This is a genomic window from Novipirellula rosea (assembly GCF_039541335.1).
In the GTDB taxonomy this organism is placed as follows: Bacteria; Planctomycetota; Planctomycetia; order Pirellulales; family Pirellulaceae; genus Novipirellula; species Novipirellula rosea.
Genome location: NZ_BAABGA010000048.1, coordinates 1 through 12851, shown reverse-complemented (window position 1 = coordinate 12851; position 12851 = coordinate 1). Strand labels below are relative to the sequence as shown.

Genomic DNA, 12851 nt, shown 5'->3' with positions numbered 1-12851 from the left:
AGTCACCTTTCAGGTGGTTTTGTCAGCTTTGTGCGAACCAATCAGTTGCGTTCGCATGGACGCTGACAGGGTTAGTATTCGGTAGTTGTGTTGTGGGTGGCGTCGGTCGCGATAGCGACTTCGGCAGGGTTGTCGGATTGAAATTCGTTTTCCAGGATGACGCGTTCGCGAATGACGAGCGATCCGTTTTCGATCCAGTCGTCAAACCCCAGCAAATCGAGGACGTCGTGCGGCTTCAGCGATGCCGAATCGGACGCCGCCAGCGTCAATCGCAATCGATCACCGGAAAGTTCCAGGTTCAAGATTTGTTCGGCGACGTTGGCCACCAGTGTTTTCTTTTTGCGCTCGACCGTGACGGTCGCTTGACCAAGCAATCGCGTGATCGCCGCCTGGATCGCCGCCGCGTCCGCATGCTCAGGAAGCGTCACCGAAAACCGGCTCTGTTTGAGTTGCCCTTTGCCAAACGCTTCGGGCAATTGGCTGACGCTTTTGATGATCAGCCCCGGTTGGTTGTCGTTTTCAAGGCGTCGGAGTAGTTCCGCAGGCGAGATGTTTTCCGCCAATTCCAGTTCAACGACTTCATCGAGCCCTTCGACACCGAGTGCCAGTGCGGAGGGAAACGCGATACGGGGCTTGGGATGAAAGCCTTCGCTCATCGAGAGTTTGAGTGCGGCGCGGCGCACGATCCGCTCCCATAGTCCCGCCAGATCACGGTGGCTGATCCAGCGCAACAAGCCGGTTTTCTGGAACCGCACTCGATACCGAATCCTGAGCGATGCCAATTCGTTTGGCGCCGCGTTTTTTGATTCGGTCGGTTCAGAGGGCTCAGTCACGTTACTCATTCGCTTGCAGACGGATCATCAGTGAACGATCAGCTCCGGTGCTAAGGCACTGAGTCGGTCTTGAAGATAGAGGTCAACATCACGTGCTGCCTCGAACGTCATCGCGCGTTCTGCAATCTGGATGCATTGCTTCAGCGTGACGCTGCGAATCGCCTTCTTTACGCGATGCAGCGACGACGGCGGAACGCTCAAATTGCGAACGCCTAATCCGATCAGTAATAATGCGCGGCCGGGGTTGCTGCTCATCTCGCCGCAAACCGCTAGCGGTGTCTGGTTGGCATCGGCCACCTTGACGCTGCTTGCGATTAGCCGCAGGACCGCAGGGTCACAGGACTGGTAGAGATCAGCGACGTATTCGTTGCTGCGATCGACCGCCAAGGTGTACTGGGCGAGATCGTTCGTGCCGATGCTGAGGAAATCGACTTCTTTGACAAAGCGATCCAGCATGATTACCGCCGCTGGGACCTCGACCATCATGCCGACGGGAATATCCGATCGATAAGGGATGCCTGCTTCGTTCAGGTCCTCGGCTACAACATTCAATAACATGCGAGCTTGTCGCAATTCCGCAATCGTGGTGATTAGCGGAAACATCACTCGCACGTCCCCGTGGACCGCGGCGCGAAGCACGGCTCGAAGTTGGGGGCGAAACAGGTCGAGGTTTTTTAGTGATAGCCGAATGCTGCGGAGCCCGAGGAACGGGTTGTGTTCTTGTTCGGCAAGCGGACGCTGTCCCATTTTGTCAGCACCGAGGTCCAGCGTACGAATGACAACGGGGCGACCGTCCATCTCGCGGACCACTTGGCTGTAGGCTTCGTAATGGTCCTCTTCGCTTGGCTCTTCGGTGCTGGATAGGTACAGGAATTCGGTTCGGTACAACCCGATGCCGTCGGCGCCCCGTTCGAGGCACGATTCGGTTTCGTGCGGAAATTCGATATTCGCACTCAGTTGAATTCGCACCTTGTCCGCGGTTTCGGCAGGCAGATCCTTGAGTTCCGCTAGTCGTGCGGCAAGCGACTCGCGTTGTTGCAGACGTTCTTCGTAATGGGCTAGTGTTTCTTCGTCAGGATCGATAATCACGCGACCGCGATCGCCATCGACAATCACTGTCGCTGCGGCTCCGATATTCTCGAGAAACGTTCCAATGCCAACGACGGCGGGAAGTTCAAGTCCTTTGGCGACAATGGCGGTATGACCACCGGGGCCACCGGTCTCGGTGCAGAAACCGCGAACATATCGTCGGTCCAAGCTCGCCGTTTCACTGGGAGTCAACACGTGCGAAAGCACGATCACGGGTTCAGTGAGCTCGGACAACGGTTGCCGCGATACGGCACCTAATTGCAGCAGCAATTGTTTTTCGATGTCCAACACATCTTCGGCGCGATCGGCAAGCAGCGGATTGTCGAGTCGGCGAAGTGCTGCGGCGTAATTGTGCAGCACGCGGCTGACGGCATAGGCTGCTGATTGCCGCTCTTCGCGAATTCGGCGTCCCAATTCCGCGTGCAGTCGCGGGTCATGCAGCATTTGCAATTGGGCTGCAAAGATGTCGCCGGTGTTCACACCAGCAACGGCCGAAGTTTCCAGGCGATTGGTTTCCAGCAGGGCGGAAACCGCGTCCACGGCGGTCTGTAGGCGCGTGTACTCACCTTCCGCATCTTCTGCGGCCACGAGGCACCGGGGTATTCGGTAGCCATCAGGGTCCAGGACGAGCGCAGGACCGATAGCAACGCCCGGTGAAACGGGAATGCCTTGTAATTCGACCATCGTTGGCCGATGAATTGTCGGCGAGAAAGCAAGAGTTGTGTGGCGTGCACGTGGTGCAGGTTCCGCCTCAGCGCAATCCGCTACTGGACGCTATCGGTCCATCGTTGGACCGGTCGTTTCTTGACGCTCTCTCAAGACGCTCCATCGTTATGTTCGCTTGAATTGGGTTGATCATTGAAGAGATCAAGCACACTCGCTTGTTGCTTAGCTCCGGCATCGCTCTGGATTTTTTGATCCGTTATTGCCGGTTAAGCTTGAAACTCGGGCGTTGCTTCGATTTTAAGGGTCGGCAACGGGCCTGACGTCTTCCTCGACTGTGTTTGCTAGTTCATCGAATCCAGAATCAAACAGTTCCGCAATGGCTTGAATCGCAGCTTGCGCATCCTTGCCGTCGGCACTCAGCGCTAGCTCTGTGCCGTGGCTAGCTCCGAGTGTCAGCAGTGACAGGATGCTTTTGCAGTCGACATGCTCGTTGCCTTTGCCGATTTTGATCACCGATTCAAACTGGCTGGCCAGTCGAACAAGCATGTCGGCAGGGCGTGCGTGCAAACCTTGCGGGTTTTTGACGACAACGATTCGAGTTAATGGGGGTGTGTTCATTAGCCAGATACGAACTGGTTGTCATCCGCTTCTTGAAGCAATTGACTGATGTCTTCTGGGGTCTTGCTCTGTTTCAAAAATCGGCAGAAGTTTTCGTCGCGAAGTTGACGCGAGATATTTTCGAGAGCTCGAAGGTGATCGCCAGGACGCTCCGGAGGGCTGATCAACAGGAAGAACAATTGCACGCGTTCGCCGTCGAGCGAGTCGAAATCGACCCCTTCCACGCTAACGCCTACGGTGCCGACCAATTTTTGCACGCTGGGGTGCTTGGTGTGAGGGACGGCAACGCCACGGCCAATGCCGGTGCTGCCCAACTCTTCACGCTTCATGATCGCGGCGATGATGTCTTGCTGCTGGTCCGCGTCGATCTGCCCTGAATCCAGTAAAGACTGGACAAGTTCTTGGATGACCTCTTCCTTCGATGCGGCCTTCAGGTCCGCACGAATGGCTTTGGTGCTGATAAAGTCTGCAAACTTCATGAGGATGTGATTCCTTTGTGAAATCAAATTATAAAATGTATTGTGAGATCGAATCATCAAAACCGTTTTGCGAAACGTTTGATGTCGATCGCAACGATCGAAGCTTGGAGAGCCTAGTGAGTGCCGACGTTTTCGGTCTGCCTCTGATAATTAGACTTCGTCCGTGTCAATCGTCGTGTCGATATGTTTGTGTCCGGTGGCGCGATGCCCCGTTTTTTTCTCTTTGAGTCGTCGTAGTTGCTGTTCCACCTTGGGGATTGCCGAATCAAGGGCTGCGATCACGGTGGTGGATTCCGCCGTCGCAACGCTGTCGTCCGCATGTTCGGCGGAGACGCGAATTTCTACTTTGGGATTATCCAAATGCTCTAAGTCAACGGTGACCTCGATCGCGTTAATTCGATCAAATAGCCTTCGCAGCTTTTCGGTCTTCTCAACAATAAGTTGCTGATCGCCAGGTTGAAGACTCCCATGACGCGTCGAGACGCTAACCTGCATCGTGTTGACTCTCCGTAATACGGTAGAAAAAGTGGACGTGTGGGGTCGTATGATGTGAAGTCTTGCTCGATCCTCGGTTGAGGACCGCCCCGAACACAAACAATTAGCATACGCGAGATTCCCGAAAAAGAACAGCGATACTTTGCGGCGGATATCGGGGAGGAGCATTTTTTTTCCGTCGTCCGCTGCCCCGGTGACAACTCGCGGCTTTCCGGTTACGCTAGGCAGCTTAAATCACATCCAATTCGTTTCCTCGATACCCCTCATTCTTCACATGGCCCGAAAGGTCGTCAGTCGTAAAGCGAAAGCTGCAGAGGCGGAAGCTGCAGAAAAACTGGCCACGGCCAAAAATAAAGCCAGCAAGAAAAAAGCCTCGACTCGAAAATCCAAGAAAAAGCAAGCCGAAGATGTTCGTCTGAAGCTGTATTGGGGAGTCTTCAGCCAGAACCTCAAACGTGTTGCCGTTTTTGAGTTCGACCAGAAGAAAGATGCTGAAAAACGAGCTTTAGAGCTCAGTAAGGGCGGCAAATCCCCCCACTTCATCCAGAAAGTCAAAGAAGAAATCAAGTTCGAGTAGGCCTGCGGGTCGCCTCATGAGCAACATTTCAGCTGGAGAGTAGCTGCTTGAGTCGTCGTACGCCTGCGGAGTGGGAGCCTCAAGAGGCGGTTTGGCTAGCTTGGCCGCATAGCCTCGATACTTGGCCAGGTCGATTTGACCGTATGCCGGCGTTTTTTGCCAAATGGGCGACTCTGATGGCAGAGTCGACAGCGGTTCGAATCCTGCTGCCTGAGTCTTTGGCAGGCGATGCGAAGGCGTTATTGCCCAAAAACAACCATCTCGAGCTTGTTTTTTGCCCGACCAATGATTCTTGGGTTCGCGATTACGGCCCCACCTTTGTCCATGATTCCGAAATCGGCGGTCTCGTCGGAATTGATTGGCACTACAACGCCTGGGGCGGTAAATACCCGCCTTGGGATGCCGACGATGCAGCGGCCGCACGGATCTGTGACCATATCGGGATCCCGGCAATTCGCAGTAAATTGTGCCTCGAAGGCGGCGCGATCGAAACCGATGGCCAGGGCCGATTGCTGACCACGCCTGAGTGTCTGATCACATCGACGCGGAATCCGGACTGGTCTAGCGAAGCGATTTCCCAGGAACTGCACGCCCAAATGGGAGTCACGGAGATCCTTTGGCTCAGCGGCGGCGGTCTGGTGGGCGATGATACCGATGGGCATATCGATCAATTGGCACGGTTTCTCGATCCCTGCAACATCGTTGTTGCGGTTTGTGACGATCCCAACGATCCTAACCACAAACCGCTCGAAGATAACTATCGTCAACTGCGTTTGTGGGGCGAAACGAGTGAGCCCAAAGTCAATGTTCACCGCTTGCCGATCCCTGCAAAGCGGGAAGTCGATGGCCAGCGAGTGCCCGAGAGCTATTGCAATTTCTTGATGCTGGGACGCCAGCGATTGCTGGTGCCCACGTTTGGTCAGCCTGCGGCCGATGAGCATGCGATCGCAGTGATTCGTGAATTGGCCTGCGGAGCCCAGGTGGAATCGATTGATTGCCAGGATCTGATCTGGGGGCTCGGGGCGCTGCATTGTGCAAGTCGAGACCAGCCAAAGGCTTGCGAAGCTTAGCTGTTGCGTTCGGCTTTAGAAGGTCCGCCGCACCGCTATGAAAGCGCTCGCTTCTCGCGCGGTCGCTAGCGGAAAACATGCCCCGCGAAAAAAATTGCTCTTGCCATGGGGTGTTGGCTGCTTTTAGTGTTCGCACTAACAGGGTTAGGCGGTTTTCGCCTTACAGCACAGGAAGAGCAATGTTTTTCAGCAACGATCATTTGGCAATCGCAAAACAATCGAGCAGCTTACTGCTCGCTGTTGCGTTGACCTGTGCGCTCGGATGCAGCCAGAACCCTTACCTTGCCTCGTCTGCGGGCGGAGTTTGGAATGCTCCAGGCGGTGTTTCTGCTGCGGTCGACCCGACCCAAGCGAGACTTGCCGAGTTGAATCGACGCGTTCAGTTGCTTGATGATAATAATCGTCAATTGCATACCCAATTGGCGCAAAGTGAACAGCAGTCGCTAGTTTATCGCGATGAGCTGGAATTGATTCGCAAGCAATTGTCCGAAACGAGCGCCAAATTAGAATCGACCTCGATCGCTGCCAGTGAAGCTGAGAATCGTGTTCGCGGTTTTCAGGCGTCCGCGCAGCAGCGAGGCGGCGCATCGATCAGAGCGAATACAGATCTGCTGCAAGCGGCCAGCCGGCTGAACCTTGGCGGTATCCCCGTCGAGCAGAACGGCGAAGTCATTCGCATTGTGATTCCGGCGGACCAATTGTTCCAACCCGGCACCAACCAAATGCTGCCTCAGGCATCCGCGACGCTCGATCCGATTGCCGCTCAACTTCGTAGTTTGTTTCCGCGTCAGCGGATTGGCGTCGAAGGCTACACCGATGACTCGCCGCTGTACGGTGGCCAAGTTGCAACCAGTCACCAATTGGCCGCCGGCCAGGCCGCAGGAGTGCTCGAGCTGTTGACTCGCCGCGCTGGCATGCCGCCGAATCAGTTGTTTACGGTGGCGCAGGGTGCCAACAACCCGCGTCAACCCAACACCACCGCCGCAGGCCGCGCCGCCAACCGCCGCATCGAGCTGGTGATCTATCCCGACACGTATTAATGCGTCGTCCCGGCCCGTGTGTAGCCATCGCCCCTGAATCGTTCTATCATGCGAGCGTTCGCTTTACGCATGAATTTGGGAGCTGTTCGAGATGGTTGCTCGTCTATTTTTGATCGCTGTGTTGGCCAGTCCTGTTGTCGCTTGGGCTCAGGATGACAGCAAGGGAACTGCAGCGGCCAAGGGATCCGCTGCCAATGCGGGCTCGTCACAGTCGCCTGCGTTCGTGCTGGGGGATGATGTTCGCAAGGTGCTCCAGCCGTTTTTTGCTTCGATCAACAAGGCGGATGTCTCTCGAGTCACCGTCGAAATGTTGACCGAGTCGATTGTGCAGGGCAAAGTGGTCGAGTCTCGCAAGGCGACCTACCAAATCGCTTCAAAACATCCCAACAAGTTCACGATCTATTTGAAAGAACCCGACCAGCGAACGCGGATCTATGCAAACGGTAAAGAGATGGTGGTGGCGCTTTCACCGGAGGCGTATTACCGAATCGATGACCGTCTCGATCTGCAGCAAGCGGTCGTGGAATTGCCAATCGCGATGGGGGCCTATCCCGAACCCGTGATGGCATTGTCGCTTGCGGGGGTCGATCCCTCGTTGACCTTTCTGGGCGGCATGAAGTCAGTCGAGATTGTTAATCACGGCAAATTCCGTGGTCGTGTTCCGTCCGTTCAGATTCGTGGCGTTCAGAACGATGCGGTCAGTTGGGATTTTTGGATCAGCGAAGAAGAGCCAACCAAGCCGCTGCGTTTGCTCGTCGATTTAACCGCAATGCTGCGGGCAACAAAACAGGTCCAGGTGCCGCAAGGGTTTAAGTATCAGATTCAATTTGACTTTCTCTCGTGGCGAATGAGTGGTGAGGTCAGTGATGCGTTGTTTGCATTTCGTCCGTCCAAGGATGCCACCGAATACAAGTCGCTTGACGATTACCTACAGTCGGTTGCTGGGGCGGTGGCGGAACATCCGCTGTTAGGAAAGAAAGCACCGGGCTTCAGCGGAGAAACCTTGGGGGAACAACCGGTTTCGCTCGAGGGTCTGAAGGGCAAGGTTATTGTGCTCGATTTTTGGGCCACTTGGTGTGCCCCCTGTGTCGCCGCGATGCCGGTATTGCAGGAAGTGACAAGCGAGTTCGCGGATAAGGACGTTGTGTTTTTGGCTGTCAACGTGGGTGAAGATCTCGAGTTGGTGAAAAGCTTTCTCGAGAAACAGGATATCGACTTGGACGTTGTGTTAGATCCCGGCGGGAAAATTTCCGATGCGTTTCGCGCTGATGCGATCCCGCAAACCGTCGTGGTTGGCAAATCGGGTGTGATCGAGTCGGTGCACATGGGGTTCCCCGGCGCGGATGAGCTGCGGCAACGATTGACCGACGAACTCAGTGTACTCAGCGTCGGCGGGCATATTGAAAGTAAGCCTCCGGCTGAAGAAGAGAAGTCCAGCAACGATGCCGACCCCGCCGGCGATCCGAAACGCAAGTAGCATTAAGCGTGTGGGAAGGTCACCCGCAATCATCACTTTCTGGTAACAGAGCTCGTCAAGAGTTTCGTTCCATGGTGTATGCCCCCCCCCGAAACTGTTTGCGAGTTTCGCTACGAAACCCTTCGCTGCGCTGCGTTTTGACGCTAGCCACAGTTTCGTCACCATCCAACCGGGGCACTCGCCGCGGACCTTCTTTTGCCAACGTAACGCCGCATTCGCGAAGCTCGCTACCGAAAAAAAATCTTTCCTTTTTCTTCTCGCGTTGACCGGACGTGTCATCACGCGCGGGAATGATGCCTTCTGACTTGCGATCAATTCCTAAAAGATCCTCAGGAGGAGAAGGCGATGACAGGTTCACTCTTGCAGCGAAACACCGTGTCCGGTTCGCATTTGCAATCCAGTTTTGACGCTGGCCGGCTTCAGGGCTTTTCAGTCGGCGCCGGCGGCGCACTCGATGCATTGCTAGCGGGGTGCGCTGTCCAGTCACGGCCGTACCAGCGGCGGATCATCGAGTCGGCGGTGCGGATGATGGGCGGAACGTTCACCAAGCGTGACGGGCAGCTTGCTCCTAAAGCCTCCAGCGTTTTGATCGAAAGTCCAACGGGCAGCGGCAAAACCGTGATGGGGTTGGCGATCGCCGCACTCATCCAGCGTGCCACCGGAGCTCGTGTGGGCTGGGTCGCGATGCGGCGAAATCTGTTAGCCCAAGCCGAAGCCGAAAATCAGTTGCGTCGCTTCGGTGTTCGCATGCAAACCATCAGCATGTTTGAAAAGTCGCCGCCCAAAGTCGACCTGTTGGTTGTCGACGAAGCCCAGCATGATGCGGCAACCAGTATGGCGAATCTGCATAGCCAAATTCAGCCCGCTTGGACCCTCGGGCTCTCCGCGACCCCCTATCGCAGCGATCGCATCAAGCTCTGTTTTGACCAAGTCATTCGTGACGCGGGGATCGCGTCGTTGATCGCCGATGGCTACCTCAGTTCCTATCACCACTACACGATTCCCGAATACACGCCGAGTCAAGTTGCCAAGTTCTTGATTGGTGACCCCGATCGATGGGGACGATCGCTGGTCTTTTTTCATCGCCGAACCGAGTGCGAGTTGCTGTACATGCTGCTGCGTCAAGCTGGTGTTACCTGCGCGGTGGTGACCGCGACCAGCAATCGCGAGAAACAGATCGAGTCGTTTGTTTCGGGTGAGACGCAAGTTTTGATCAACATGGCAATCTTGACCGAAGGCTTTGATTGTCCCGAGTTAAAAACAGTGTTCTGTCGGCCCAGCGGCAAAGGGTGCACGATCCAGATGGCCGGTCGCGTGTTGCGGTCAAGTCATCGAGTGCCGGTCAAGCAAGTCGTGCAGTGCAACCGCACGCCGCATCCGATGCTTCGCACTGCACCGGCCGCGGAGCAGTATTTGTGGACCGATGAAGGATGGCGAAGCATTCGTCCGAATCGAATGTTGAACCAGATGACTGCCATCGCTCGCAATCGAGTGGCGGCGGCCGAAGTCTCACTTCCGAAATTGGTGGCGATGCATCGTGGCAAAGCCGCCAAAGCTTGGTTTTCACGTGCTCAATAGGCGATTGGCTCAGTCGCTACGGTTCCCGTTCGTTTGCTTTCCCTTTCTATCTCAGGAGTCCCCCGGTGATGTCCACAGAAATTGTTCAACCCTCGTTGTCCGAAACGAACTCGTCGGTTTCAAAGCAGAATTCACCTCGTTTTTGTTACGGTCATGCGACCGTAGCCGACTTGAAAGTTCGCAAAGTCGAGCGGACGGAAAATGGCCGAGTCAAGCTGCGTCACCTCGAGATTGACGGCCGGCTGGTTACGGCGTCACGGCGGTTTTGGCGGTCGTTCTTTACACGCTTTGGCATCGCCGAAAACGTGTTTCGTTATTTCTCGCCCGACGAAGTTTTTGCCAGGATCAGTCAGCAAAACTCCGATGATGCCTTCCGATTCTGTATTGCCGAGCACGCCGGAGGTAAACAGAAAACCGAAGGCACGCTGCTGGCCGTCACCAATGTCAAGCGGCCGGTGATTCGTTACCACGAGATCGCGGAATTGGTCGAGCAATTCGGTGGAACCGATGTGCGGTACCACGAGGGATTGTTGATCAGCACACATCAGCCGCGAGGCGGTTCGAGGTCGCTGCAGATCGGAGGCGATCAATTCCACGACCGCTTCTGTTTGGAAACGCCGGTGGATGGTTTTGGACACCCACGGCTGTTCTTGTCGATGCTGCGGCTGGTTTGTCAAAACGGAATGATCGGTTATGCCAAGGCGTTTCGCAGTGATATTCCGGTTGGCAAAAAGATGGACTACTGTATCGCTCGCGCGCTCGATTCTTATGACAACGGCGATGGTTATGCCGCGATTCGCCAACGGTTTGAATCGAGCCAGACCTCGTGGGCATCGGTGCACGAGTGTCTGCAGCTTGGCGTGGTCTTGGATCGTGCTCAGCGCGAACGGCAATTGACATGTGATGGTTTGATTGGTCGTTTTCGCAGTATGGCAGGCAACCTCAGCGAACTATATGGACTTGCGAATCTCGAGGCACTCAGTGACAAGCGTCGCCGGATCTTGCCCAGCAAAGCTCGAGTGTACGACCTGATTAACTTTGCCAGCGAGGTTGCCACGCATCACGCGTTACCCGAGGGCGCCCGGCGACTGCAGGCTCACATCGGATCGTTGATCTCCGACGAATACGATCTCGAAGGGACAGCCGAAGGGGCCCCTGATTTTGACGCCTTTTTCATTGATGATTCCGGCGCTGGCATTCGCCAGAGCGTGAACTGAGCGTGGCTGGCTTCGACGCAGTCGCCTTGCACCGTCGCTCGCTACTGCCGATTTGAAATCGGCAAGAATCTCGATTTTGTTATCGCGGGGGATTTTTTCTGCGGGAGGCATCGTCCCCTTGTGTTAGTGCGGAGGTGGTCGTGTTCCGCATTGATTTGTTGTGTCCCGTCGGCCACCGAATCTTAAAGCGACGTTCACAAACTTCACGCTGAAAACCAACATCGGCTCTCTTTAATCCTCATCGCTCTGGCGTGCAAACCATCTCCTGCAAACTATGTCTTGCAAAAAGGTGTGGTCCACGTTTTCCGCAATAACCATGTCTAACTGATGAAGGGTTTAAATTGAGTCAACAAAATCGTGGCGTCTCTCACTACAAGCGTTCGGCATTCACGCTTGTCGAACTATTAGTGGTGATTGCTATCATCGGAGTCCTCGTGGGGCTCTTGTTGCCCGCCGTTCAGGCGGCACGCGAAGCAGCACGCCGCATGCAATGCCAAAACAATATGAAGCAATTTGGCTTGGCGATGCATAACCATATGTCCGCGTTTGGCGCCTTTCCCCCCGGAAACGTTAATTATGACGAGCACGAGAATCGTTTCAAGACGGGGGGCTGGCAACATGGTCAAGACGAATTGGGATGGCATTGGCTACCGATGTTGTTTCCCTATATGGAACAACCTGCGTTATGGGAATTGGTCCAGCGTTGTGACGACGCGGTTCCCGGTCAAGCGATGAACCCTTGCGATCACTGCGAATACAGCGCAGCCCTGGGGCACTTGGGGCGTGAACCCCTGGGCGGGTTCGATTCGTGTCCTTCGGCACCCGTCGTGCGTGAACAGTTTTCTGACGGTGCTTATGGTTTAGAGGCACTTGCCAAAGGCAATAACTATGCCGTGAATTGGGGTTCCGGTGACATGTTGTCGTGGGAAACCAAGGAGACACGCGGTGCGTTTGGTACCTATTATGTCGATGAGTCTAAGATTTTTAAGAACGGAGTCGCAGGCGATCGTTTTCAGAATCGAAATGGGATGAAGAGTCGCGATTTTCTCGATGGGCTAAGTAACACGATTGCGATGAGCGAAGTGATTGCGGCCGAGTCCAAGACCGACATTCGCGGTGTTTGGATGTCGCCTGCGATGGGGGCCACGATTTTCTCGACCTTCTTGAACCCAAACTCGAGCGAGAAAGATGTGTTGGCGGCCTGTGGTGCGGATATCGATGACGATGGCAAGAAGCCTCGTTTGGCCTGTGATGAGGTGCAGGACACCGCAGCGATTTACGCCGCAGCACGCAGTTACCACACCGGCGGTGTGAACGTGTTGATGGCCGACGGAGGCGTCCGCTTTGTCACCGATTCAGTCGATAACCTGAATGTTTGGCGGCCGATGAGCACCGCTCAAAACGGCGAAGTCGTGAATCAGTAATGATTCGAGCCAATCTAGATTGATCGACTTTTACAGCAAGTCGCAATGATGCTTCGTCACATTTAAATCGCACGCCCGACGTCGTCCGGCGAGCGATTTTTGTTTTGTAGCTACGCTTGCCAGAGCGTGGATGGTTACAGCTACCGCTCCACCAACTTCGGTGACTGCGGAGCTAGTAGCAATGATTACAGGCCGGAGGCCGACACACCCTCTGCCGGTGGCGTGAGCCGAGCCCTTTCAAGCTAGCATAAACCATATTCGTGCCGCATTCGTAACTGAATGTAAGCC

At 55.1% G+C, this 12851-nt stretch carries 12 protein-coding genes; 7 read left to right on the top strand and 5 right to left on the bottom strand.

The window, feature by feature from the left end; translation table 11 throughout:
• Positions 1–71 precede the first annotated feature (71 nt).
• From ABD971_RS18970 to hpf, 5 genes are all read right to left on the bottom strand, one after another.
• Positions 72–842 (bottom strand): TIGR03936 family radical SAM-associated protein, encoded by a 771-nt coding sequence (locus tag ABD971_RS18970; RefSeq protein WP_339938329.1) that lies wholly within the window; start codon positions 840–842, stop codon positions 72–74.
• Positions 843–860: 18 nt separating this feature from the next.
• On the bottom strand, positions 861–2606 hold the full coding sequence (ptsP, locus tag ABD971_RS18965) for a phosphoenolpyruvate--protein phosphotransferase (protein ID WP_339938331.1): 1746 nt from the start codon (positions 2604–2606) through the stop codon (positions 861–863).
• 279 nt (positions 2607–2885) lie between these two features.
• The gene (locus ABD971_RS18960; RefSeq protein WP_339938332.1) at positions 2886–3206 is read right to left on the bottom strand and encodes an HPr family phosphocarrier protein; all 321 of its coding nucleotides are present in this window, start codon (positions 3204–3206) and stop codon (positions 2886–2888) included.
• Positions 3206–3685 (bottom strand): PTS sugar transporter subunit IIA, encoded by a 480-nt coding sequence (locus ABD971_RS18955; RefSeq protein ID WP_008697920.1) that lies wholly within the window; start codon positions 3683–3685, stop codon positions 3206–3208. The genes ABD971_RS18960 and ABD971_RS18955 overlap by 1 nt, the downstream gene beginning before the upstream one ends.
• 150 nt (positions 3686–3835) lie before the next feature.
• Positions 3836–4180: a ribosome hibernation-promoting factor, HPF/YfiA family gene (hpf, locus tag ABD971_RS18950; RefSeq protein ID WP_339938335.1), complete on the bottom strand. Its 345-nt coding sequence runs from the start codon at positions 4178–4180 to the stop codon at positions 3836–3838.
• A gap of 274 nt (positions 4181–4454) precedes the next feature.
• Here hpf and ABD971_RS18945 point away from each other — a divergent pair, with 274 nt between their 5' ends.
• The 7 genes from ABD971_RS18945 (at position 4455) to ABD971_RS18915 (ending at position 12563) form a co-directional block, all read left to right on the top strand.
• Complete coding sequence (locus tag ABD971_RS18945) at positions 4455–4757, top strand: hypothetical protein (RefSeq protein WP_339938336.1); 303 nt, start codon at positions 4455–4457, stop codon at positions 4755–4757.
• A gap of 47 nt (positions 4758–4804) precedes the next feature.
• Positions 4805–5827, top strand: a complete 1023-nt coding sequence (locus ABD971_RS18940) for an agmatine deiminase family protein (protein ID WP_339938338.1) — start codon at positions 4805–4807, stop codon at positions 5825–5827.
• Positions 5828–6006: 179 nt separating this feature from the next.
• Positions 6007–6867: an OmpA/MotB family protein gene (locus ABD971_RS18935; protein ID WP_339938340.1), complete on the top strand. Its 861-nt coding sequence runs from the start codon at positions 6007–6009 to the stop codon at positions 6865–6867.
• Positions 6868–6958: 91 nt separating this feature from the next.
• The gene (locus ABD971_RS18930) at positions 6959–8344 is read left to right on the top strand and encodes a redoxin domain-containing protein (RefSeq protein WP_345324621.1); all 1386 of its coding nucleotides are present in this window, start codon (positions 6959–6961) and stop codon (positions 8342–8344) included.
• Between the two features lie 345 nt (positions 8345–8689).
• Positions 8690–9922 carry a DEAD/DEAH box helicase gene (locus ABD971_RS18925; RefSeq protein WP_339938345.1) on the top strand — a complete coding sequence of 411 codons (1233 nt, stop codon included), beginning with the start codon at positions 8690–8692 and terminating at the stop codon, positions 9920–9922.
• Between the two features lie 68 nt (positions 9923–9990).
• Positions 9991–11139, top strand: coding sequence for a DUF932 domain-containing protein (locus ABD971_RS18920; protein ID WP_345324619.1), 1149 nt, complete (start codon positions 9991–9993; stop codon positions 11137–11139).
• Between the two features lie 341 nt (positions 11140–11480).
• The gene (locus ABD971_RS18915) at positions 11481–12563 is read left to right on the top strand and encodes a DUF1559 family PulG-like putative transporter (protein WP_339938347.1); all 1083 of its coding nucleotides are present in this window, start codon (positions 11481–11483) and stop codon (positions 12561–12563) included.
• Positions 12564–12851 lie beyond the last annotated feature (288 nt).

Bases quoted from the DNA above. Each gene is read 5' to 3' on its own strand.
- hpf (WP_339938335.1), bottom strand. From the start codon at position 4,180: ATGCAGGTTAGCGTCTCGACGCGTCATGGGAGTCTTCAACCTGGCGAT.
- ABD971_RS18960 (WP_339938332.1), bottom strand. From the start codon at position 3,206: ATGAACACACCCCCATTAACTCGAATCGTTGTCGTCAAAAACCCGCAA.
- ABD971_RS18930 (WP_345324621.1), top strand. From the start codon at position 6,959: ATGGTTGCTCGTCTATTTTTGATCGCTGTGTTGGCCAGTCCTGTTGTC.
- ABD971_RS18925 (WP_339938345.1), top strand. From the start codon at position 8,690: ATGACAGGTTCACTCTTGCAGCGAAACACCGTGTCCGGTTCGCATTTG.
- ptsP (WP_339938331.1), bottom strand. From the start codon at position 2,606: ATGGTCGAATTACAAGGCATTCCCGTTTCACCGGGCGTTGCTATCGGT.
- ABD971_RS18945 (WP_339938336.1), top strand. From the start codon at position 4,455: ATGGCCCGAAAGGTCGTCAGTCGTAAAGCGAAAGCTGCAGAGGCGGAA.
- ABD971_RS18935 (WP_339938340.1), top strand. From the start codon at position 6,007: ATGTTTTTCAGCAACGATCATTTGGCAATCGCAAAACAATCGAGCAGC.
- ABD971_RS18970 (WP_339938329.1), bottom strand. From the start codon at position 842: ATGAGTAACGTGACTGAGCCCTCTGAACCGACCGAATCAAAAAACGCG.
- ABD971_RS18920 (WP_345324619.1), top strand. From the start codon at position 9,991: ATGTCCACAGAAATTGTTCAACCCTCGTTGTCCGAAACGAACTCGTCG.
- ABD971_RS18955 (WP_008697920.1), bottom strand. From the start codon at position 3,685: ATGAAGTTTGCAGACTTTATCAGCACCAAAGCCATTCGTGCGGACCTG.